At 56.2% G+C, this 22,250-nt stretch carries 22 protein-coding genes and 1 pseudogene; 7 read left to right on the top strand and 16 right to left on the bottom strand.

Going from position 1 to position 22,250, the window contains the following annotated elements; all coding sequences use genetic code 11:
• Window positions 1–5: 5 nt before the first annotated feature.
• Window positions 6–971, bottom strand: coding sequence for a Flp pilus assembly protein CpaB (cpaB, locus tag G364_RS0100740; protein ID WP_019933228.1), 966 nt, complete (start codon window positions 969–971; stop codon window positions 6–8).
• A gap of 307 nt (window positions 972–1,278) precedes the next feature.
• On the opposite strand from cpaB, the gene G364_RS16150 reads away from it, so the two are divergent.
• The gene (locus G364_RS16150) at window positions 1,279–1,491 is read left to right on the top strand and encodes a Flp family type IVb pilin (protein WP_019933227.1); all 213 of its coding nucleotides are present in this window, start codon (window positions 1,279–1,281) and stop codon (window positions 1,489–1,491) included.
• A gap of 43 nt (window positions 1,492–1,534) precedes the next feature.
• Here G364_RS16150 and G364_RS0100730 read toward each other — a convergent pair whose 3' ends face one another.
• The gene (locus G364_RS0100730; RefSeq protein ID WP_019933226.1) at window positions 1,535–3,082 is read right to left on the bottom strand and encodes a ShlB/FhaC/HecB family hemolysin secretion/activation protein; all 1,548 of its coding nucleotides are present in this window, start codon (window positions 3,080–3,082) and stop codon (window positions 1,535–1,537) included.
• A gap of 82 nt (window positions 3,083–3,164) precedes the next feature.
• Here G364_RS0100730 and G364_RS17265 point away from each other — a divergent pair, with 82 nt between their 5' ends.
• Window positions 3,165–3,380 carry a hypothetical protein gene (locus tag G364_RS17265; protein WP_169336637.1) on the top strand — a complete coding sequence of 72 codons (216 nt, stop codon included), beginning with the start codon at window positions 3,165–3,167 and terminating at the stop codon, window positions 3,378–3,380.
• Window positions 3,381–3,434: 54 nt separating this feature from the next.
• On the opposite strand, the gene G364_RS16145 is transcribed toward G364_RS17265, so the two are convergent.
• On the bottom strand, window positions 3,435–5,120 hold the full coding sequence (locus G364_RS16145; RefSeq protein ID WP_019933225.1) for a hypothetical protein: 1,686 nt from the start codon (window positions 5,118–5,120) through the stop codon (window positions 3,435–3,437).
• 235 nt (window positions 5,121–5,355) lie between these two features.
• Here G364_RS16145 and G364_RS0100720 point away from each other — a divergent pair, with 235 nt between their 5' ends.
• The 3 genes from G364_RS0100720 to G364_RS0100710 are packed head-to-tail and all read left to right on the top strand — an operon-like array spanning window position 5,356 to window position 8,677.
• Window positions 5,356–5,847 (top strand): TadE/TadG family type IV pilus assembly protein, encoded by a 492-nt coding sequence (locus tag G364_RS0100720; protein ID WP_019933224.1) that lies wholly within the window; start codon window positions 5,356–5,358, stop codon window positions 5,845–5,847.
• 11 nt (window positions 5,848–5,858) lie between these two features.
• The gene (locus G364_RS0100715) at window positions 5,859–8,147 is read left to right on the top strand and encodes a pilus assembly protein TadG-related protein (RefSeq protein WP_019933223.1); all 2,289 of its coding nucleotides are present in this window, start codon (window positions 5,859–5,861) and stop codon (window positions 8,145–8,147) included.
• Entirely contained in the window at window positions 8,147–8,677 is a 531-nt protein-coding gene (locus G364_RS0100710) for a TadE/TadG family type IV pilus assembly protein (protein WP_019933222.1), read from the top strand. The genes G364_RS0100715 and G364_RS0100710 overlap by 1 nt, the downstream gene beginning before the upstream one ends.
• 11 nt (window positions 8,678–8,688) lie before the next feature.
• Here the strand turns inward: G364_RS0100710 and G364_RS0100705 are convergent, their stop codons facing one another.
• The 4 genes from G364_RS0100705 to rpe all read right to left on the bottom strand — a co-directional run bounded on the left by G364_RS0100705 (window position 8,689) and on the right by rpe (window position 11,367).
• The gene (locus tag G364_RS0100705; RefSeq protein ID WP_040614365.1) at window positions 8,689–8,901 is read right to left on the bottom strand and encodes a hypothetical protein; all 213 of its coding nucleotides are present in this window, start codon (window positions 8,899–8,901) and stop codon (window positions 8,689–8,691) included.
• A gap of 103 nt (window positions 8,902–9,004) precedes the next feature.
• A complete protein-coding gene (trpS, locus tag G364_RS0100700; protein WP_019933220.1) occupies window positions 9,005–10,012 on the bottom strand; it encodes a tryptophan--tRNA ligase in 1,008 nt (335 codons plus the stop codon).
• Between the two features lie 19 nt (window positions 10,013–10,031).
• Entirely contained in the window at window positions 10,032–10,700 is a 669-nt protein-coding gene (locus G364_RS0100695) for a phosphoglycolate phosphatase (protein ID WP_019933219.1), read from the bottom strand.
• Window positions 10,693–11,367 (bottom strand): ribulose-phosphate 3-epimerase, encoded by a 675-nt coding sequence (gene rpe / locus G364_RS0100690; RefSeq protein ID WP_019933218.1) that lies wholly within the window; start codon window positions 11,365–11,367, stop codon window positions 10,693–10,695. Before rpe ends, G364_RS0100695 begins: the two co-directional genes overlap by 8 nt.
• A 186-nt stretch (window positions 11,368–11,553) precedes the next feature.
• On the opposite strand from rpe, the gene G364_RS16910 reads away from it, so the two are divergent.
• The gene (locus tag G364_RS16910; RefSeq protein ID WP_019933217.1) at window positions 11,554–11,730 is read left to right on the top strand and encodes a DUF2970 domain-containing protein; all 177 of its coding nucleotides are present in this window, start codon (window positions 11,554–11,556) and stop codon (window positions 11,728–11,730) included.
• Here G364_RS16910 and G364_RS0100680 read toward each other — a convergent pair.
• The 9 genes and pseudogenes from G364_RS0100680 to pilM form a co-directional block, all read right to left on the bottom strand.
• Entirely contained in the window at window positions 11,727–12,545 is an 819-nt protein-coding gene (locus G364_RS0100680; protein WP_019933216.1) for a Dam family site-specific DNA-(adenine-N6)-methyltransferase, read from the bottom strand. The two genes, G364_RS16910 and G364_RS0100680, sit on opposite strands and share 4 nt — an antisense overlap.
• 73 nt (window positions 12,546–12,618) lie before the next feature.
• On the bottom strand, window positions 12,619–13,953 hold the full coding sequence (locus tag G364_RS0100675) for an AAA family ATPase (protein WP_019933215.1): 1,335 nt from the start codon (window positions 13,951–13,953) through the stop codon (window positions 12,619–12,621).
• A gap of 3 nt (window positions 13,954–13,956) precedes the next feature.
• Entirely contained in the window at window positions 13,957–15,024 is a 1,068-nt protein-coding gene (gene aroB, locus G364_RS0100670) for a 3-dehydroquinate synthase (RefSeq protein WP_019933214.1), read from the bottom strand.
• A gap of 15 nt (window positions 15,025–15,039) precedes the next feature.
• On the bottom strand, window positions 15,040–15,558 hold the full coding sequence (gene aroK / locus G364_RS0100665; protein WP_026344579.1) for a shikimate kinase AroK: 519 nt from the start codon (window positions 15,556–15,558) through the stop codon (window positions 15,040–15,042).
• Between the two features lie 157 nt (window positions 15,559–15,715).
• Window positions 15,716–16,918, bottom strand: a pseudogene (locus G364_RS16140) (type IV pilus secretin PilQ); the annotation flags it as partial.
• A 71-nt stretch (window positions 16,919–16,989) separates the two neighbouring features.
• Window positions 16,990–17,526, bottom strand: a complete 537-nt coding sequence (locus G364_RS0100655; protein WP_019933211.1) for a pilus assembly protein PilP — start codon at window positions 17,524–17,526, stop codon at window positions 16,990–16,992.
• Window positions 17,523–18,107: a type IV pilus inner membrane component PilO gene (locus tag G364_RS0100650; RefSeq protein ID WP_019933210.1), complete on the bottom strand. Its 585-nt coding sequence runs from the start codon at window positions 18,105–18,107 to the stop codon at window positions 17,523–17,525. Before G364_RS0100650 ends, G364_RS0100655 begins: the two co-directional genes overlap by 4 nt.
• Complete coding sequence (locus tag G364_RS0100645; protein ID WP_026344578.1) at window positions 18,104–18,658, bottom strand: PilN domain-containing protein; 555 nt, start codon at window positions 18,656–18,658, stop codon at window positions 18,104–18,106. The genes G364_RS0100650 and G364_RS0100645 overlap by 4 nt, the downstream gene beginning before the upstream one ends.
• On the bottom strand, window positions 18,646–19,704 hold the full coding sequence (gene pilM, locus G364_RS0100640; RefSeq protein ID WP_211212404.1) for a type IV pilus assembly protein PilM: 1,059 nt from the start codon (window positions 19,702–19,704) through the stop codon (window positions 18,646–18,648). Before pilM ends, G364_RS0100645 begins: the two co-directional genes overlap by 13 nt.
• A gap of 163 nt (window positions 19,705–19,867) precedes the next feature.
• Between pilM and G364_RS0100635 the strand changes: the two genes are divergently transcribed.
• On the top strand, window positions 19,868–22,246 hold the full coding sequence (locus tag G364_RS0100635) for a penicillin-binding protein 1A (RefSeq protein ID WP_019933207.1): 2,379 nt from the start codon (window positions 19,868–19,870) through the stop codon (window positions 22,244–22,246).
• Window positions 22,247–22,250: the final 4 nt, after the last annotated feature.

Below are 22,250 nucleotides of genomic sequence, written 5' to 3'. Positions count from 1 at the left end.
TTTATTTAAGGCGTTTGACGAGACACATCAGGGCCACGATAAACAGGTACACCCACGCTGTGCCGGGCCGGACCGGACCGCGCTGCCGGACTGCTCTGTCTGAGCGCAAGCTGCTCAAACTGAAACAGCTGGCGTTCTATTTCCTGCAGGGCGGTGGCTGACAAACCGTTTTTAAAGTAATCAGCCAGCCGGGCTTCACTGGCACTGCGCACGGCCAGCCGCAAGGTGCCGGCCTGAGTGGCCAGCATCAGGCGGCTGGTCAGGGTTGCCGGTACGGCCAGCACCGCCGTTTGCGCGGCTCGCTGGCGGGACGCCGGCTGAGCGTCTTCGTCACGGTATTGCACCGGCTGGCCATCTTCCCCCACCGACAGCGCGTCACCCACACTCAGCACCCTGAGTGCCGGCACCACCACCTGAGCGGTTTGATCGGTGTTGATATCGTTTTTTCGTAAATAAAGCAGCACATCCACATAATCACCGGGCTGAATAAAACCGCCGCCGCCACTTACGTCGTCAATGGCAACCGCCAGTGCCCGCTCATTTTCACCAATTAACCGCGCCAGCGGGCCGCCGGCACCGAAAGCCGCCGTGCTGAGCACAGTGCCCGCCGGCAGGTACTGCCACACATAACGGCCCAATAGCGCCTGGGTGTCGCGGAACGTGCCGGGAGGGGCAATTTTCAGTTGCTCTGTGCTCAGGTGGGCTGCTGTGATCTCTTCAAACGGCTGCAATGGTCTGGCCAGCACCACCACCGCAGTGCGCGGCTCTTCACTCTGCCGGCTGCTGATTTGCTCCGCCACCGCAGGGGCCGGCCCGGCTTGCGGCACCGCCGCCGGTGGCGGCGTGACCTGAGCCGGTGCCGGCGGTGCCTGCTGATCAAGCTGGTTGCTTAGCTGCACTCCTTTATAGCCTGCCACTATGGCACCCGTCAGTAATAACCCGGCCAGGCCAAGCATTAAGCGACTGTTCATATTCGATCTCCGTATTACAGCCAGTCCGTGAGTTGCAGTTAAATAGGTATATAGCTTAGATGTTATTTGGCAAGAAGGACTTTAATGAAACCAATACTAGAACAAAAAAAACAGGGCAGCTACTGGCCTCTGACTGTTTTCCCTTCTACACTCAGATTTTATTTAAAAAGCACGGATGACAATTAAAAACCACAAAGAAAAAAAGGACAAAACAAGGTATTAATACTTTTTATCTGTATCAGGTCGGGCGTCATAAGATGGTAACACTGCCATCTTTACATGAGCCAAATAAGTATGGAGTACGGGCATGAACCACTTATTTATTAAATTTTATGTCTATTGCAAACTGAAGACCTCGGCACTTCTTCACCGGGAAGAAGGCGCTTCTGCCATTGAATACGGCATTATTGCCGGCCTGATTGCAGTGGGGATCATTGTTTCTGTGGGTGATATCGGCGATCAGCTTGCCGATTTCTTTACCCAAATCAAGGATAATCTGACGACTGCCAGTACTGACTGAAGTTAAATCAGCTTTAAACAGCCCTCTTGCGAGGGCTTTTTTATTACAGGTTGTAGCTGGCATTTAACCGAAAGCGCGGATCCCGGTCCTGGCTGTCGGTGGCCTTGTCTCCAAAGGGTTTGGCTGCTTCCAGACTCAGGCTGTAGTGGCGCTGATCACTGAACTGCACCCCAATGGCATAAGAGCCCAGTCTGGCATCGGGGCCACCGTTATCGTTATAAGATGCCCGGGCGGTATCAATGACTGCATAGGGCTTGAGCAGGCGCATCCAGGAAAGCTCCGGATAAAAGCGATAGCCCAGCTCATAAGCCAGGCCCCAGCCTTTGTCACCTTCGGCCTGATCCGAGTCGTAACCCCGGCCAAAACTGCGGCCGCCAAAGGTGGCGCGTTCGCTGTCGGGCAAGGCATCGGCAGACCAGTAGGCCGCGCCGGACACTATGCTCTGCCAGCGGTCGGCAAAAATATTGCTTTGCACTCCGGCCAGCCGCATCCGCAAAAAGTCTACTTCTTTATGGTCAACGCGGTTGCCGGCAAGCGTAGTGATGCTGCTTTCAGCACCGAACATATCCAGGCCCTGATAGAGGCCGCCACTGATAATGCGCAGCTGGTCTTTTTCTGCTTTTTTCCACTCGCCTTCCAGGGCCAGCGCTCTTACCTTGTTGGTAATTTTTGCTTCACGGCCGGCCAGCGCTCCCGGCGCTTCTACCCGATAATCACGTTCATCATCAACGCCATATACCCGGGCAGTGGCCATGATTGACTCGTTGTTGGAAAGCCTGACAGGATGACTGAAGCCCACGGAGATGCGATCGTTACTGCGCTCTTCCTGCGACAATACATTTACCGGCCCGTTGGCAGTGTTAACCTGACCCAGGTTTACTTTTTCGTCTTTTTCACTGCGATAGGCACTTGCCGACGCTTCCAGGCGGGTGCCGTTATTCCCAATAAACTGGCTGTAATCTACCCGGGCATAACGTTCTTTGTCGTCACCGGGAGGCAGCATGGTGGTCACTTTTATTTTTTCGCCGGCAGCCGTATTGGAGTTTAATTCGGCAGACACCAGCAGTTTGGCATCGTCACCGTCGTTCAGCTCCAGCGCCGAGCTGACGGCAAGGTTCTGGCGGGTGGCTTCGGTTACCATGGTAACAGCACCATCCGTGGTGGTGGGTTTGGGGACGGACGCTTTTACCTTGACCCCCGGAATGCGCGCCATCAGTGCTGTATAGCGCTCAAAGGTTGCTTTGCGCAACGGCTTTTCGTTAATGATATTGTCAGCAAACTTGCGAATGCGCTCAGAGGCAGCGCCGATATCACCCCGCATATCCAGCGCAGCGACATAGCCTTCTACCAGCACCACCCGTACCTGGCCCAGGCTCATGTTCTGAGCCGGAATAAACGCATAAGACAGGGCATAGCCGTCGTCTTGATAACGCTGAGTGATGCGGTTGGTAATATCCACCAGTTGTTTAAGTGACACCTGCTGGCCAATAAGCTCGGCAAAGGGAGCGGCCACTTCGTTAAAGGGATAAACAGTGCCGCCTTCTATCAGCACATTGTTCAGCTGAATAACCGTATCGGCAGGAAATTGCATGGTCTGCTGCTGAGCAGGCAAAGAGGTTTGAGCTCGTTCCGGAGAGTATTGCTGCTCTGGTCTTACCTGGGCAGGAAGCGTATTGTCTACATTATTACTGTTTAAGTATGCAGGTGTTTCAGCTGTTGCTGAAATAAAAGGTAAAAGTCCTGCAGCAGGGATTACAAATCGGGAAATCACTCCCATATGCCAGTCTCCCGGAGCCAGGCTCCTGAACGTAGAAATTGGCTACATTATTGAACTGCTTTGCTTTTTTTTCAACAATACATTTTATGAGTATGTGTTGCTGCGCAAATAAAAAAATGTGCTTCAGCATACTGAAGCACATTTAATAAATTGACGGGTAAGTCAGTTACTTTTTCTTGCCACCCAGCAGTCCACCAACCAGGCCGCCATTTTCTTTATCGCCACCCAGTAAGCCGCCGGTTATTCCGTCAACGGTTCCGGTGACGGTGCCAACCAGACCGCCTTCACTGCCACCCAGCAGACCCCCTTCCTCACCGCCAAGCACACCACCGGTAACACCATTAACAGTATCGGTTACTGTGCCAGCCAGACCACCGCTTGCACCGCTACCCAGCAGTCCTCCACTGTCGCCACCGCCAAGCACTCCGCCAGTAACACCATTAACAGTATCGGTTACTGTGCCAGCCAGACCACCGCTTGCACCACTGCCCAGCAGTCCTCCACTGTCGCCACCGCCAAGCACTCCGCCGGTAACACCATTAACAGTATCGGTTACTGTGCCAGCCAGACCACCGCTTGCACTGCTACCCAGCAGGCCTCCACCGTCGCCACCGCCAAGCACTCCGCCAACGACATCATTAACGCCACTGACCACCGGCTGCAGCGCACCTTGCTCTCCGATAAGGCCGTCGGTGACATTGCCAACTACCTCAAGACTGCCGCCAGTGCCCGTGAGCCCTTCCACCACTGAGGTAACGGGTGCGAGCAAGCCGTCGGAGGGGCTGACCAGACCATTGGCCAGGTCGTTCACCGGACTCAGCGCCGTCTCTCCGGTCAGGTTTGACACAGTGCCCTGCACATCGGTAATGGTGCCGGTGCCCATATCACCAGCGGCCAGTCCATTCGTCAGGCCATTTACCGTGTCATTTACGCCTCCCACCAGACCACCGGCCAGATCAGTAACCGGAGACAGGGCCGGCTCGTTGAGCACACCGCTTACCAGGCCGGTGACTGGTGCCAGAGTGCCATTCTCACTCAGCAGACCGTTGGTCAGATCACCCACCGGCTCCAGTACGCCGCCAGTACCGGTCAGCTGATCCAGGGTGCCGGTAACAGGAGAAAGCAGGCCATTTTCCGGACCAGCCAGATTGTCGACCAGATTATTGACCGAAGACAGGCCGCCGTTACCGGTAATTTGTGTTACAGCACCCTGCACATCAGTAATGGTGCCCGTACCAATGGTGCCGGCAGTGAGAGTATCATTGACCAGACCGGTAACAGGAGACAAGGTGCCACCCTGACCAAGCAGGCCGTTGGTAAGATCCCCCACAGGTGACAGCAAACCATCAGAGCTGGTCAGGCCATCAACAATACCTGTTACCGGAGACAGCACACCGGTTTCACTGTCTACCAGGTTATTGACCAGATCTGAACCGGGCTCAAGCACGCTGCCATTGGTAATATCACCGACAACACTCTGTACATCATCAATGGTACCGCCGCCGGCCATGATATCACCGCCGTTGTCACCGCCACCGTTGTCTCCACCACCGTTGTTACCGCCGCCAGTATCACCACCGCCGCTGTCGCCGCCGCCGTTGTCGCCGCCATCGCTGATACCACTGCCGTTATCGCCGCCACCGTTGTCACCGCCGCCAGTATCACCACCGCCGTTATCACCGCCGCCACCGTTGTCGCCACCGCCGGCACCCGGCTGGGAAGTGCCGGGCTTGTTATTTGCCAGATCAAGAGAGCTGCTGCCGGAGCAGGCAGTTACACCGGTTAGCAGCATTAACAAGGCCAATGCAGCAGCACACTTTTGAGTATTGGAACCATGATTAAACATTTTCATATTCAGACTCCCGGGAACGGTAAAACTACCTATGCCCCTCAATTCTGCGAACCATGCCAACTGATGATGCGAACGCAGTGTTTAACAGCTCGAAACCTGCTTCAATTTAAGGCGGGAGAGAAATATGCGGCAATACTCGAATTAGTATTAGTCATATAGTAAGTACTGTTAATTCATTAGCTTAAGGATAAAACAGCAACTACACTGATAAATCACGGGAGAGTAGGTCACGAACATGAACAAAAAAAACTTGCTCCATAAAAAAACATTTCAAAAGCAAGATGGTGCCGCCAGCATCGAGATAGCTTTTGTTTTTATTCTGGTTTTTGTGTTGTTTTACGGCATTATCGGCTATGCCATTCCATTGATTCTTGGCGCTGCCTATCAGCAGCTGTCGGCAGAAGTGCTGCGTAATGCAGTAAGCACTTCTGATATATATGTTTATCGTGCCGGCACCGAAGAAGACGATATTAATAACATACTGCTCAACGCCGAGGCGCTGTCGCAGCAAATTATCGCCAGCTCCTGGCTGCCGGAAAAATGGGTATATCACTGCCATGGCTACGCAGACCGGGTGCTGAGTGTGTCTGCCGACGGCAGTGAGTGGAAAGCCTGCCTTCGCCATGCCGAGCCCACAGCCATTATGCCGGTTATCTCTTTGCTGGGAGTGACTGTTCCTCAGCTGCCCGATGAAATTAAAGGCGAAGCCAGCCTGCGAATTCGATAGCCGAGGACACCATGACGACTCTTCGCAGATGTAAACAAGGTGGTGCATTTACCCTGATTGCTGCCGGCACTCTGCTGCTGACTCTGGGCTGCACCATGCTGGTGCTTGATACCGGCCGGCTATATATGGAGCAGCGCAAACTGCAAAAGCTGGCGGATACCGCCGCCCTGGAAAGCATTGCCCGGCTGAACAGTGGCCGCTGCGCCGATGCTCCCGATGTTGTACAAACCTATGCTCAGGAAAATGCCACGCGCAATGGCTTTCTGGCACAAGACAGTCAGTCGATAGCCACCCAGTGTGTCAGAATTGATATTAGTGACAGCCTGAGAACACCCGTTGCCGATGCCAGCGGTCATGCAGTGCGGACTATTGCCAAGGAAACCGTGCCCGCCAGCCTGCTGTTTCGTGCCGGCAATATGCTGGGCGTAACCGATAAAAATGAAGTTAATTTGCAGGCCAGTGCTGTGGCCGAGCGTGAAGGCGGCGCGCCTACCGCGACCTTCAGTATTGGTGCCGAGTTACTGAGGCTGGATAACAGCAGGCTGATTGGTCAGGTGCTGAACGCCGTGGGAGTTAATGCCGGCACGCTGGCCATACTGAACTCCAATGCGCTTGCAGATATTAATATTACTCCGGCCGGCCTGTTAAAAAGACTGGGGGTTGATGTCTCCATTTATGAGCTGAAGGCGCTGTCTCCTCAGGGGCTGGTTGAGCTGGTGAACACCGAAGTCGGTGTGCTGGGTATTGACCGGCTGATTGGCACTTCTGCCGAGCTTGTTTCCGATAATGTGTTAAAAACGGATCTTGAAGCGCTGCAAGTAGCAGTGCTGCAGAATCCGCTGTTGCAAGATGTGCAGCTGCCACTGTTTGGCACGGCAGATAATCCGGGGCTGATCAGTCTGGCCTCAACACTTGAAGGCAACGTCGGGCCGGCCCTGGATGCTGCGGTGAATCTGGGCGATCTGCTGGGAACCAGTATATTGCTCGGCACCAGTGAGCGAGCGTTGGAAATTCCTGAGCTGAACGTTCTTGGCCTGGCCAAGGTGCAGCTGGGTATAGTGGAGCCGCCCACCATTGCCGTGGGGCCGGTGGGCACCAGAGCCTATAACGCCCAGATTCGTCTGTATGCCGATATAGATTCCAACAATCTGCTGGGCGGCGTATTAAGCTGGCTTACCGACTCTGTGCTTGGACTGCGAGTACGGCTGCCACTGACCGTGGATGTAACCACGGCTCATGCCGAATTTCTGTCGGCGCAATGCACCGAAAACCCGCCTGCCGCTACCTTTGAAGTCAACTCAGCCCTGCTGAATACCTGCATTGGCAGCATGCCTGAGGCCAGCCGCTGGTCGGGCTCGGTGCGCTGTGAAGAGAGCCTGCAGCCCACAGAAATGATTAAGCTATTACATTTGCCTGTGCTGACCGGTAAAACCCATATTGAAGGGCTTTCAGATATTCAGGAGATGATTATTCCAGAATATGATCCTGAAACAGGACCCATCCCCAGCACTGAGCCTAACAATCTTAATTTAGGTGATACAGTGGACAATATTGTGCTGGGCCTGCTGGATTTGCTGGGCGGATTATTCAGGCCACCTTCCATCGTTAATAACAGTGACCTTGATTATTCCGAAAAACAAAAAAACATGCTGATTGACCAGCTTGCCACTCAATATCTGGATGCCACCAAGGTGAATGGTTTTTATAATGTAAGCAGAGCAACCGATCTTATTTTGAATGGCAGCACAGAAACCGATCCGAATACCGGAGCGCAGCTGGTGCCGCCGCTGGCCGGTGAAGACTGGTTTCTGGCAAAAAGCATTCCTACCTCCTGGGGGCTGGGTGCCACGCACCCGTCCCAATGGCAGGACGGCAGTTTCAGTGAAGCTTTTTATGCTTACACATCAAAGCCCTACGGATTACTCGATGTAGTGGGTATTCCTACTCTGGGCAATGGTTACTGGTCTTGTGCCGGCTTGTTAAGCTCTTTACTGAGCTGGAATCAGTGTGTGGATCATAATCTGACCCGCTTGCTGCAAACCAAACCCGGCGGCATTGATCTGTCTGCCAGCAGCGATGCCAACAGCCTGCTGAACCTTGGCTCAGACACTTTCAGTTGTTCCGGCAGCGGCTTGCTGTGTGTGCTCCTTAAACCCGTGCTGAACCTGCTGAAGCCTGTGCTTAATGGCGTGAGAAGGCTGCTGACTACTGTGCTGGATGAGGTGCTGGGTCTTGACGTTGGCCGCTCCGCTCTGCATTTGCAGGAGCTGAACTGTGGCGCACCCAGGCTGGTGAACTGATGACATTATTCATGCCGGTAAAAAAACAGCAAGGCGCTGTGGCCATTGAGTTTGCCGCCCTGTTTGTGCTGTTTTTCAGTTTGTTATTTGGCACTGTGGCCTACAGCCTGCCGGTGCTGCTGGAAATCAGCTTCCGGCATATCAGCACCGAGGCCAGCCGGCAGATATTGCGGGTAGATCCTGCCGCAGGCAACTATGCCGCTGTGCTGAGCCGTGAGGTGACCAACGTCATTAATAACAGCTGGCTGCCCGAAGACTGGCGCACCGGTGGCTGTGCCGCACCGGACAGCGGCCACGCCTGGCAGCCTTTGCCATCTCACGAAGGCAACCCTGTGTTTGGTCATCTGGCAGAAAATAATAACGAACGCTTGCTGCATGTGTGCCTGCAGCGATTTTATAACCCCCAAGGCAAGAGTGAAGAGCTTGCCATTATTCCGCCTATTCAGTTACTTGGCATTACCATTCCTGCCCTGCCGGAAAATGAACAGGGAAACATTATTCTCAGGGGTGAAAGCATTACCCGGCTGTGATGGTGTCTGCTTCAGCTGTCGAGATAGCGCCCCAGGGTGAGCTCGCGCTCGCGCTGGCATTCTGCCAGATAAATGGCGGCGGCAATCTGTGATTTGCTGTGATATTCGTCTATGGCGCGAGAGACCATGCGCTCCAGGGTTTTGTCGTTTTTGGCCATGCGGAACTTGCGCAGCCAATACATTTTATCCTGCAGTTGCTGCTCTGGATTCATAGTTTCATTCATTGATGAGTGTATTCCAAAAGGAAGAAGTAAACAGGATGAACCTGTCTGTTAAGATAGTTGAAAATAATAAATAGTTCCCGTGTTTAACACGGGAACATCAGGCTTAGCGTGCCCGCGGCACAAAACCAATTACATCATACACTTTGTCGAGGGTTTTCACTGCTTTTTCCCGGGCCTTGCCGGCACCCAGCGTCAGCACCCGGCGCAGCTCGGTTTCGTCTTCCCGCAGCTCATGAAAACGCTGCTGAATGGGCGTGAGCATGTCGAGCACGGCTTCGGCGGTTTCGGTTTTGAGGTGGCCGTACATTTTGCCTTCAAAGTGCTGCTCCAGCTCGGCCACGGAGCGGCCGCCGGCACCGGACATGAGGGTAAGCAGGTTGGACACGCCGGGCTTGTTTTGGGGGTCGAACTTGACCAGGGGCGGATCGTCCGAGTCGGTGACGGCGCGCTTCAGCTTTTTGGCGATCTTTTTGGGATCTTCCAGCAGGCCGATAAAGTTATTGGCGTTATCGTCCGACTTGGACATTTTTTTGGTGGGCTCCTGCAAACTCATAATGCGGGCACCGTCTTCCGGAATAAAGGGCTCGGGTACGGTAAATACCTCGCCGTACAGCTGATTAAAGCGATAGGCAATATCCCGGGTCAGCTCAAGATGCTGCTTTTGATCATTGCCCACCGGTACCTGATTGGCCTGATAAAGCAGGATATCGGCAGCCATTAACGCAGGATAAGTAAACAGGCCGGCGTTAATGTTTTCGGCATAGCGGCTGGACTTGTCTTTAAACTGGGTCATGCGCGACAGCTCGCCGAACTGGGTGTAGCAGTTCAGCACCCAGGCCAGCTCGGCGTGTTCGGGCACATGAGACTGAATAAAAATGGTGCTCTGCTCGGGGGTGAGGCCAATGGCCAGATAAAGCGCAGCGGCATCCAGACAAGCAGAGCGCAGGGCCTGCGGGTCCTGGCGCACGGTAATGGCGTGCATATCCACAATGCAATACAGGCAGTCATAGTCCTGCTGCATTTTTACCCACTGGCGCAGGGCGCCCATGTAGTTGCCTATGGTCAGCTGGCCCGAGGGCTGGGCACCGCTGAGTACGATGGGTTTAGCCATGATATTCCTTGTGGTGTATTTAAAGCTTAAGTATTGAAACCAGACCGGCAAAGTCGTCGAGCACCCAGTCGGGCTGGCTGTCGGCAATGGCGCGGCCATAGTTATAGCCGTAGGTGAGCCCTGCCACCGCCATGCCTGCTGCTTTGGCCGCCAGCACGTCGTTTTCGGAGTCGCCCACCATCAGGCTGCGGGCCGGGCTTACATTCAGCTGCCGGCACACATGCAGCAGCGGAGCAGGACTGGGCTTTTTCTCGGTCAGGCTGTCGCCGCCCAGCACCAGTTCAAAATAATCTTCAAGTCCGGCGGCGGCCAGTATGCCCGGCACAAAACGGTAGGGCTTGTTGGTCACCAGCGCCAGCCGTTTACCCGATGCGCGCAACTGCTCAAGGGTGCCGAGCACACCGGGATAAAACACCAGGGTGCCGTGGGCATGGCTGGCGTAGGCCTCGTCAAACCGGTGACGGGCCTGCTGCTGCAGCGTGGCGTCCGGAATATGCCCCAGGGTCGCCGTCAGCGCACGCTGTACCAGCATATCGGCCCCGTTGCCCACCCAGCCGCGCACCGCACTCAGCGGCTGGGTGGCATAATTGAGACTGGTCAGCATGTCGTTGATGGCTTCAGCCAGCTGAGGCACGCTGTCTATTAAGGTGCCGTCGAGATCAAACTGAACCAGATCAAAATCAGCCATGGGCGGCAGCCAGCTCCCGGCGCATGTCGTCAATCACCGCTTTGTAGTCGGGCTGACTGAAAATGGCCGAGCCGGCCACAAACATGTCGGCACCGGCTTCGGCTATTTCCCGAATATTACCGGGCTTGACGCCACCGTCTATTTCCAGGCGAATGTTGCGGCCGCTTTCATCAATGCGTCGACGGGCCTCGCGCAGTTTGTCGAGGGTGCCGGGAATAAAGGACTGACCGCCAAAACCGGGGTTGACCGACATCAGCAGAATAACGTCTACCTTGTCCATGACATAGTCAAGATAGCTGAGCGGTGTGGCCGGGTTAAACACCAGGCCGGCCTGACAGCCCTGCTCGCGAATAAGCCCGAGGGTGCGGTCGATGTGCTCGGATGCTTCCGGATGAAAGGTAATAATGGAAGCACCGGCTTTGGCGAAGTCGGGCACCAGGCTGTCTACCGGCTTAACCATCAGGTGCACATCGATGGGCGCGGTAATGCCATAATCACGCAGCGCCTTGCACACCATGGGGCCTATAGTGAGGTTGGGCACATAGTGGTTATCCATGACATCAAAATGGACCACATCGGCACCGGCCTGCAGCACGTTATCTACGTCTTCGCCCAGACGGGCGAAATCGGCAGACAGAATGGAAGGTGCAATTAAAAAGTCTTTCATCGGGGTTACCTTGAGCGCAAAAAACGCTCCAATTCTACCCCCTCAGAAAGCGGTAAGCCATCAGCTTTAAGCTATAAGCAAACATCAATAGCGTGAAGATACGGCGCTGTGCTTGCTGACCAGGGTGTTTGACTTACAGCTGATAGCTTACGGCTGACAGCTCCCCGAAGGGGGAAAGGAGTTTAATTGAACTGGAAACACAGGTTACAGGGCGTGCTGGCGGCCTTGTTTGGGGTGCAGTCGGAGCACCATCGCCGGCGGCAGTTTTCCGGCAGCCCCTGGCCCTGGGTAGCACTGGGGGTGGTGTTGATACTGGTGTTTGTGCTGGCTCTGCTGGGAATTGTAAAAATGGTGCTGTCTTAGCGAAACAGCGCCAGCAGCTCGTTAACCTTTTGCCGGTTATGGCCGTGACGGCTGATGGTGCGCTTGACCGCCACCACATCCAGGCTGGCTTCCCGGTACAGCTCGCGGGTGAGCGGAATATCGTGATTGCTGATCAGCACCGGCACGCCCCTAGCAGCGGTTTCCCGGGCCAGCCGGGCCAGTATGGCCTGATCATCCAGAGTAAAGCCGTTGGCGGCATAGGTGGTAAAGCTGGCAGTCGTAGACAAAGGTGCATAGGGCGGATCACAGTAAAACACCTGATCCTGAGTGGCATTGGCAAACACCTGATCATAGCCCTGGCACACAAAGGTGGCTTTTTGCGCTTTTTCGGCAAAAAACCACAGCTCTTTTTCCGGAAAATAGGGCTTTTTATAGGCTCCAAAAGGCACGTTAAAACCGCCCTTGCGGTTGTAGCGGCACAGGCCGTTATAGCCATGGCGGTTCAGATATAAAAACAGCAGGGCTCTGCGCCAGCTGTCCTGCTCCTGATTAAACTCGGTGCGCAGACCATAATAAACGGCTTTGTCGTTGTGCTCAGACACAAACAGGCCCGCAGCCTCGCGCACAAAGGCATCGGGGCGCGTTTTCAGCAGCTGATAGAGGTTGATCAGATCGGCGTTGATATCGGCCAGAATGTAGGCATCGAAGTTCGAGTTCAGAAATACCGAGCCGGCCCCCACAAAAGGCTCAACCAGGGTACCTGCCTCAGGCAGCCGGCGGTTGATGTTGTCTACCAGACCATATTTGCCGCCGGCCCATTTAAGAAAGGCGCGGGTTTTTGTTACTGTTGCCATGCTTGCCGGACCCGGAACGCAAATAAAGGGCGCGCATTGTAACCCCATGGAAGAGTCATGACCATGGCCATGACTAGGGGGTGGCCTCTTTTTGCACCTGGCCAAAAGGCTTGGGCCAGGGCTTGGCAGCCCTGAGCTCGGCAGGCAGGCGGCCAACTGCCGCTCTGGCCTGCTCGGCTGAGGCAAAATCACCGTGCACCAGCACATACCAGGGCTGACCGTTCAGGTTGCGGGAATAGACCCAGGCCGGTGATAAGTTATGGCGGGTCATCAGCTGATTAAGTGCGTTCTTGTCCCGGCTGGCCATCAGCTGCAGGGTGTAGTGCCCTGCTGGCTGCCGGGAAAGCGCAGCGGGCTGACCGGCCGCCGGCTGTGCCGCCGGCGCACTTTGTGCCTGCTTGCTGGCCGCTTGTACGGTTTTGCGCTGCATCAGCTGACTGACCACTTCATCGTCTATGACCACCCGCTCCTTGCTGGTGTCTTGCGGCGACTCGGCCACCTGAGTGGTAACACGGGGAGACTCGGGTAACAGCTCTACCGGCCAGTCACTGACCAGGGCTTCTCCCTGCTCTTCAGCAGCAGGCGTCACCGGCAGGGTGTCAGCAGTCACAGGACCGGCCGGAGGCTCAGGCAGGGATTCAGCCTGAAACGGCTGAGCAACCTGGGCCGGCGGCGCTTCATCCTTGCCCAGCAAGGCACTGACAATCACGCCAAGCCCTACAATAATCAGCCCTGTCAGCAGAATTTTAACCGGCTTTTGCTCCAGCCACTGGCGGTATTCGGGTGTTTTCATGCTTGGCTCCGTACTGACCACAAGATCTCCCGGATAATGCATGCCGGCCAGTTGCCCGGCCGCCGGCGCACTATCCCGGAGGCTGCATAACTGCAGTTTATCTTCTTCGCTCAGTTCAGGAACTTCAAGCTCCAGCACCGGCATTTGCAGCTCCTGCAACAGGGTGCGCACGCCACTGGCCCAGGATGACAACCCCATCAATACCATAAAGGGCCGCTGCGCCGATGGCAGTGCCAGGCTCATTTCGGCCAGCTCCTGCAACTGAGCGTCGGTCAGCCACTGGGCGTTGTCTACCACCAGCAGACGCTTGCCGGGTGCGGCGGGCAGCAGCCGGTTTACCGAGTCGGAAAGGGGATCGCCGGCATCAAAGATGGCACCGGCAAACCACTGCTCCAGCAAGGCTTCACGAAATACTTTCTGGCTGGTGATTAGACGGGCGTCGAGCACCACCGGCGTCAGCAACTCACTTTGCTGAGTGAGCAGAGTGGCCAGCGTGGATTTGCCCGCCCCTTTGGGGCCGGACACCAGCGCCAGCTCATGGTCGAGCCGGGCCAGATGCAGCAGCCGTTCAAGCAGCTGCTGCTGGGATGAGAGCGCACGCACAGAGCCGGTCACGATTCAGCTCAGCACCTGTGTCAGCTGGGCTTCTGTGACATCACTGACCACTTGAGCCCGGCCTATGCCCTGGGGCAGTACCAGACGCAACTGACCCGCCAGCACTTTTTTGTCCCGCATCATGTGGGGCAGATAATTGGCTGTAGTCATTTGCTCAGGCCCGGCCACCGGCAGGTTAGCCTGCTCCAGCAAGGCCTGAACCCGGGCCACCTCGGCCTCGGTCATATCACCGCGCAGGCAGGCAGTATGACAGGCCTGCATGGTGCCGGCCGCCACCGCTTCGCCGTGCAGCCAGTTGCCGTAGCCCATTTCGGCTTCAATGGCATGGCCAAAGGTATGGCCCAGATTAAGCAGCGCGCGCACGCCGTGCTCACGCTCATCACTGGCCACCATGTCGGCCTTGATTTCGCAGCAGCGGCGAATGGCATAAGACAACGCCTCGGTATCGAGCTGTTGCAGACGCGTGATGTTCTGCTCCAGCCAGGCAAAAAAGCCGGCGTCCCATATAATGCCGTATTTGATCACCTCGGCCATGCCGGCGGCAAATTCGCGCGCCGCCAGTGTGCCGAGGCAATCGGTATCTATCAGCACCAGCTCGGGCTGATAAAAGGCCCCTATCATGTTTTTGCCAAGAGCATGGTTAACCGCGGTTTTGCCGCCCACCGAGGAATCAACCTGAGCCAGCAGTGTGGTGGGTACCTGAATAAAGGGCACACCACGCTGATAGCAGGCAGCAGCAAAACCGGTGAGATCACCGATAACACCGCCCCCCAGGGCGATAAGGGTAGTATCGCGGCCGTGACCGTTTTCCAGCAGTGTGCCCATCACCTGATTAAAGGTGTCGAGATTTTTAAACTGCTCGCCGTCGGGCAGCACCAGGCTTTCTGCCTCAAGCGGAGCCAGTGCTGCCAGCAAGGGCGCAAGATACAGCGGTGCCACTACCTCATTGGTGATCACCAGCACCTTTTTGCCCTTGATGGCACTTTTCAGCAAGGTGCCATCGGCAAGCAGGCCACTGGCAATATGAATGGGATAGCTGCGCTCTCCCAGGTTCACGGTTAACCTTTCCATGGAGCTTCTCCGGGCTTACAGGCCAATAAGTTCAACAATCTGATTGGCCACCAGCTTGGCGCTTTGCTCATCGGTGCGCACCACATAGTCGGCCACTTCCCGATACAGCTCGTTGCGCTCTTCAGCCAGACGCTCCAGCACATCCCGGGGCTCTTCTTTAGTTTGCAGCAAGGGCCGGCGCTTGTCTTTCTGCACCCGGGCCAGCTGTTTTTCTACCGTGGTTTCGAGGTAGACCACTATGCCCCGGGCCGACAGCCGGTTGCGGCTTTCGCGGCTCTTTATTGAACCGCCACCAGTAGCCAGCACTATGCCCTGCAGCTCGCTCAGCTCATTGATGACCTTTTCTTCGCGTAGACGAAAGCCTTCTTCGCCCTCTACATCAAACACCCAGCTGATATCGGCACCGGTACGGCGCTCGATTTCCTGATCGGAGTCATAAAACTCCATGTGCAGTTGCTGCGCCAGGTATTTGCCGATGGTGCTCTTGCCCGCACCCATGGGCCCCACTAGGAAGATATTGCGTTTTTCAGCCATGTTGCACGAAATTCTCACAAACAAATGCGCCCCACGAACACCGCGGGGTCGACGATGAACCTAACCTTGATTTTCTGAAACTGGACGCCGGATTATCGCAACTGCGCCGGCGACTGGCAAGGAGCATGCCGCCACTGTTTATTTTGGCGGCAATTCCTTAAATGCTGTCATGCACGATACGGGGGGTGACGAAGATAATCAATTCCCGCTTGCGGTTGGTGTCTTGCGTGCTTTTGAATAAGTGCCCCATTACCGGTATGTCGCCCAGCAGCGGTACCTTGCTCACCCGGCGTAAAATGTCCTGCTGGTAAATGCCTCCCAGCACCAGGGTTTCACCGTCGTTGACCAGCACCTGAGTGGTGACCGACTGGGCATTGATGGACGGCACTTCAGAGCCATCGGCCTGAGTGACAAACTCTCCTACGCTGTCCTGAGTCACCAGCAGATCAAGCACCACACGGTGATCAGGCGTAATTTGCGGTGTGACTTCCAGACTTAAAAAAGCATCGGCAAACTCCACATTGGTGCCCTGCTCACTGACGGTGCTGTAGGGAATTTGCACCCCCTGCTGAATCACCGCCGGTTTCTGGTTGGAGGTGGTCACTCTGGGGCTGGCAATAATTTCGGCGCGGTTTTCCCGCTCCAGCGCGGTCAGTTCCAGATCAAGAATATTACCGCCGGACAACTTGGCAATCTGCAGGCCGATGGAGCCGCCTTCCGCCGACACTGGCAGATTGACATTGAGGTTACCCTCGGTTTGGTTGCTGCCGCCGGCGGTGTCGTTGCGGTATTCCCAGTTAATGCCCAGCTCCTGCTCCAGCCCCTCGTTGATGGTGACCATGCGTGCTTCAATCACCACCTGCTTAATGGGAATATCCAGCAGCGTCAGCATGCGGCGCACATTGCTGATGCTTTCCCGCGTGTCTTTAATGACCAGCATATTGGTCCTGTCATCCACCGCTATGGCCCCCCGCTCCGATAACAGTCGGGTGCTTTCATTACTGAGCAGCGCCAGCATGCTGGCCGCTTTGGCGTAATTGATTTGCAAAAATTCGGTCTCCAGCGGGGCCAGCACCTGCTGCGCCTGCTGATTTTCCAGCTGGCTCTGCTCCTGCAGTGCCAGCTCGGCAGCCGGGGCCACCAGCAGAATATTGCCGTTCATGCGCTTATCGAGACCACGCACCTGCAAAATGGTATCCAGTGCCTGCGACCAGGGCACGTTGTCGAGATGCAGAGTCAGATTGCCCTGTACCGAATCGGTGGTGACCAGGTTAACCTGATTGAAATCAGCCAGGATCTGCAGTGCGGTGCGCACCGGAATATCCTGAAAATTCATGGATATGCCCTTATTCCCCTGCTGGCTCAGCTGCTGTGCCATTACCGGCATCAGCGCCAGAGACAGTAACACTGACACCATCAGCCTGCCCATGGTTATTGTTTGCATACGGCGCACTCCTGTTCTTTGCTGACCAGCAACAAGGTGCTTTCACGGCGATTCCAGCACCCCCTGCCATCGGACAGATATTCTTCCAGCACAATACGTTCACGGCTGACCACCCTGACTTCACCATGATGCAGCCCCATTCGGTCACCCGGTGTCACTGTGTGGGTAATGCCGTCGGGCGCAGACACCAGACCTGTGATCAGCCCGCCCTGCTGCAGGGTGCCGCGCATGGACAAGCGCTCAAGTGCATAGTGCTCAAGCGGCTGTTTGGGCCCGCGCATAGCGGGCGCAGTGCAATGAGCAGCAGCGGGTGGTGCGGTGGCGGCCACTTCCGGCACAGGCAGCGCAAAGGGGCTGCGCTGACTGGCCGGCTGATAGGGCTCGGGTACATAGCTGCTGACCGGTGGCACCGGCTCGGGTGCCGCCCCCGGCCGGGTGCGCACATCCAGGGTGTATTGCTGCAGGTTATCCGGATCACCGCAGCTGGCCAGCCCCAGCAGCAGCACCAGCATCAGCGCTTTCATGGCATCTCCTGCGGGTTATATTGATAGGTTTTGGCCTGCATACTCATATTAAGCTGCTCGTTGCCGGTGTGGCTGAGGGTAAAGCTGTCGAGTATGACAATGCGCGGCAGGGCGGCGATATCGGCCACAAAGTGCCCCAGCTGATGGTAGCTGCCACTGACAATAATGCGCATGGGCAGCTCGATGGAAAACTCCCCCGGCTGCTCGGCTTCCCAGTTGATGCGCTCTATCTGCAGGCCGTTGTCGGTGGCAATGAAGCTGATGTCGTCGAGCAAACCGGCCACTTCAAGCCGGCTGGGCAGTTTTTGCAGCTCGGTATCAAGCCGCGCTTGCAGAGTTTTGAGCTGTTTTTCATAAGCAGGCAGGGCCGCAGCCTGCGCCGCTTTGGCCTCAAAGGTGTTTTTAAGGCTGGCTTCCCGCTCTGTCATGCGCGCGAGTTCGGCTCTGTTATCACTTAACAGAAACTGCCACATCAGTCCGCACAGCAGCAGACAGACAGCCGCAATAACACCAACTCTCAGGGGCCGTGGCCACTGCCCGATATGCTCAAGCTCCAGTTCGTTAAGCTCTTCCAGGTTCATGGCTGCTCTCCTTGCGGGGTGACCATCACATTCATGGAAAACTGGCTGAGGGGAATGTCGCCGTCACCGGCGGCGTAAATGGCACTGAGCCTGGGTCTGGTAAGCCAGCGGCTGGCCTCCATGCGGCGCAGCATGGCAGCCACCCTGGGGTAGGCTTCGGTTTTGCCCGCCAGCTCAAGGTGCTCGCTGCTGACCTTAAGCGAGTTTAAGTACACACCGGGCGGAACCAGCTCCGGCATCTGATTAAACAGATGCACTGAAAAGGCCCTTTGCTGTTGCAGCTCATCAATCAGCCGGACCCGCTCCAGCAATTGCTCCCGCTGCTGACGAATGGTGCTGATTTCTCCTAACGCCTGATCCAACTGGTTGATCTCGGTTTGCAGATAATGGTTACGCGCCTGCTGCCGGGTGATCTCTTGTGTCAGACGGACATTAATCAGCGCCATGGCCAGCAAGGTAAGCGCCGAGGCCAGCGCCAGCTGCAGCATAAAGCGTTTTCTTTGCCTGGTTGCACGAGCTTGTCGCCAGGGCAGCAGATTTATACGGGACACGGGGTAAAGCTCCTTAGCGCCAGACCCAGGGCAATGGTGCAGGCAGCGGCACCGGGATAGTCCTGCTCACTGCCACCCAGCAGCCGGTCAAAACGCGGCTGCAGCACGGGAATGGCTAACTCCTGCTCCAGCACGGCGGCCAGCTGGGGCAGCTGGCTGGCGCCCCCGCTGAGAAATAGCGCCTGTGGTGGCCGGCTGTCGGTACCACTGTTAAAAAGGTGCATGTTGCGGCGAAGATGCTGAAGCACATTGTTGATATGCTGCTGACTGGCGTTTTCCTGCAGCTCCGCAGGCAGCGTGTGATCCAGCTTGGCTGCTTCTGCCTGAGCAAAGGGCAGCCCGGTCAGCTCACTGAGCTCACGGGTAAGGTCAGCTCCGCCAAAGTGATTAAGCCGGCTGTGGATCAGCTCGCCCTGCTCCAGCACGCCAAAGCTCAGACACTCGGCACCAATATCGGCCAGCGCCAGCCGCTGCACGCCTATTCGCTCACTGGCCAGCAGGGCATGCGCGGCCCTTGCCAGCGCGTGAATGCCAATATCCATTACCTGCACGCGCCAGCCTGCCAGCTCAAGGGCTGAAACCCGGCTGGCAATGCTTTCTTTGCGGGCGGCACTGAGCAGAATGTTTTCTCTGTCGGGGCGCTGCGGGTTGGTGCCCAGACGTTCAAAGTCCAGACTGATATCTGCCAGAGAAGAGGAAATATGCTGCTCGGCTTCCAGACTTATTTGTTGCTCCAGCTCCTCATCGGTCAATCCTCTGGGCAAGGCGATAATTTTGCTGGTGACATTGCTGCCGGAGACCGCGGTGGCCGCAACCCCCGCACGACTGCCAAGCTCACGGCGTAACCGCCTGAGCGCTTCACCAACAGCCGCAATATCCTGTATTTGATGATCCACCATACTGTGAACAGGAGCAGGAACCATGGCCATGGCTGCCAGCTGCATGTGCTCCGGCCGGCCTTTCAGGACCACCGCCTTGAGATTGGCCGAGCCCAAGTCCACACCCACCATCCATTCTGTATCCTGCATTCTGAGCAGACTAAACATGAGCGTCCATACCCTTGTTTTTATTAATGTCTTTAAGCTTAGACGGCCTTGGGGCCAAGGTTGGAATCAGGCTAAATATAGCCAAAAGCGCTCGAACATAACGGCGCTCACAGGATATACTTCGTGGCTACTGGTTAAAAAATGATTTATTGGGTTAACTTGCATGTTTAAATGGCTTATTCGCCTGCTCAGTCTTGTGTTCTTTCTGGGCTTATCGGGCATAGTTGCACTGTTGGTGCTGTATCAGCAGATTGGTGCTGAATTGCCTGATGTGTCTGCGCTGAAGGAAGTTCGTCTGGAAACACCGATGCGAATTTACAGCCAGGACAACGAACTTATTTCGCAATATGGTGAGCAGCGCCGCACGCCCGTATCTATTGAGCAAATGCCCCAGCCACTGATTGACGCCTTTCTGGCTACCGAAGATGCCCGCTTTTATGAGCACCCCGGCATCGATCCTGTGGGTATTGTGCGGGCCGCCATGGTATGGCTGAGCACAGGAGAAAAACGTCAGGGGGCCAGTACCATTACCCAGCAGGTGGCCCGCAACTTTTTTCTGACCCGGGAAAAAACCATAGTGCGCAAGGTAAAGGAGATTTTTCTTGCCCTGCACATTGAAAAACAGCTGAGCAAGAATGAAATTCTGGAGCTGTATCTGAATAAAATTCCGTTGGGACACCGCTCCCACGGCGTGGGTGCCGCGGCTCAGGTATATTACGGCAAGGACCTGGCGGACCTGACCCTGGCAGAAATGGCCATGATTGCCGGTCTGCCCAAGGCCCCCTCCATTCTGAACCCCATCAGTCATCCGCACCGGGCCGAAGAACGCCGCGCCGTGGTGCTGGGCCGTATGCTGGAAACCGGAAAAATTACTCAGGCTCAATATAACGAGGCCATGGCCGCACCGGTAAAAGCCCGTTATCACGGTGCCGAAATTACCCTGAATGCGCCTTACCTGGCAGAAATGGCCCATCAGTTTGCACTGACCCTGTTTGGCGAAGAAGCCTATACCCGGGGCCTGAATATTTACACCACAGTACATGCAGACGAGCAGCAGGCGGCCAATGAAGCCCTGGTTAACGGCCTGCTGGGTTACGACCTGCGCCATGGCTACCGTGGCCCTGCTGCTACCCTGTGGCAGGGTGGCACGCCCTGGAATGAAGAACAGATCACCGAGCACCTTGATACGCTGCCGGACTACTGGCCTCTGTTGCCGGCAGTGGTAACCGGTGTGAGCGAACGCAGCGCGACCGTGGTAATTAAGAACAAGGGCAGCAGCACCCTTGAATGGGACGGCCTGAAGTGGGCCCGGGCCTATATTGCCGACAATCGTCAGGGACATGCTCCCAAACAGGCCAGCGAGATTGTAAAGGCCGGCGAGCAAATCTGGGTGCGCCCTCAGGGTGAGGGCTGGATGCTGGGCCAGGTGCCGGAAATTAACGGTGCTCTGGTGGCGCTGGAACCACAGACAGGTGCGGTAACGGCGCTGAGCGGCGGCTTTAACTTTACGCTGAACAAGTTTAACCGGGTGAATCAGGCTGAGCGCCAGATGGGGTCCAATATCAAACCCTTTATCTATTCCACCGCGCTGGATCATGGTTTTACCCTGGCCAGCCTGGTGAATGATGCGCCCATTAACCATTGGGATGCCGGCAGCGGCAACTCATGGAAGCCGCGCAACTCACCCAATGTTTATGACGGCCCCATTCGGGTGCGAGAGGCGCTGGCTCGTTCCAAAAACGTGGTGTCTATCCGCCTGCTGCGCGACAGTGGCATTGCCAATGCCATGCAGCGCCTGAATGACTTTGGCTTTGATACGGCCAGCATTCCTGCTACCGAGAGCCTGGCACTGGGTTCACCGTCGGCTACGCCGCTGCAGATGGTGACCGGCTATGCTGCCTTTGCTAACGGTGGCTACAGGGTATCGCCTTTTGTGGTGGAGCGTATTGAAGATGCCAATGGTCTGGTGCTGTATCAGGCAGCACCGGAGCAACAGCGCATCATCAGTGAGGAAAACGCCTTCTTGATCAGCTCGGCGCTGGGCTCGGCCATTCAGGGCGGAGCCAGTGGCAGCCGCCGCTGGAATGGTACCGGCTGGCGGGCAGGCCGGGCACTGGGCCGCACCGATATTGCCGGCAAAACCGGCACCACCAATGACTCCCGGGACGCCTGGTTTTCGGGCTTTAACCCCAACCGGGTGGCCACTGCCTGGGTAGGCTTTGATGACTTTGGCCGCCCGCTGGGCCGCACCGCCTATAACCCCAATCTGGGGCGGGATCAGGTGGCCGGTGGTGAGTTTGGTGGCAGTACTGCGCTGCCCATCTGGGCGGATTATATGAAAGTGGCGCTGTCGCATTTTCCCGAGCAACCGCGCAGTGTGCCCGCCGGGCTGGTGTCGGCGAGCATAGATACCAGCACAGGTTTGCTGAGCAGCCAGGGGCGCACCGAGTATTTTGTGAAAGGCACCGAGCCTCAGCGCTACAGCCGGCCCGACAGCCATCAGCAGTTTGGCGGCACCAGTGTGACCGACGAGTTGTTTTAAACCA

The organism is Oceanimonas smirnovii ATCC BAA-899 (assembly GCF_000381965.1).
Classification (GTDB): Bacteria; Pseudomonadota; Gammaproteobacteria; order Enterobacterales; family Aeromonadaceae; genus Oceanimonas; species Oceanimonas smirnovii.
This window is presented reverse-complemented; position numbering and strand designations above follow the sequence as displayed.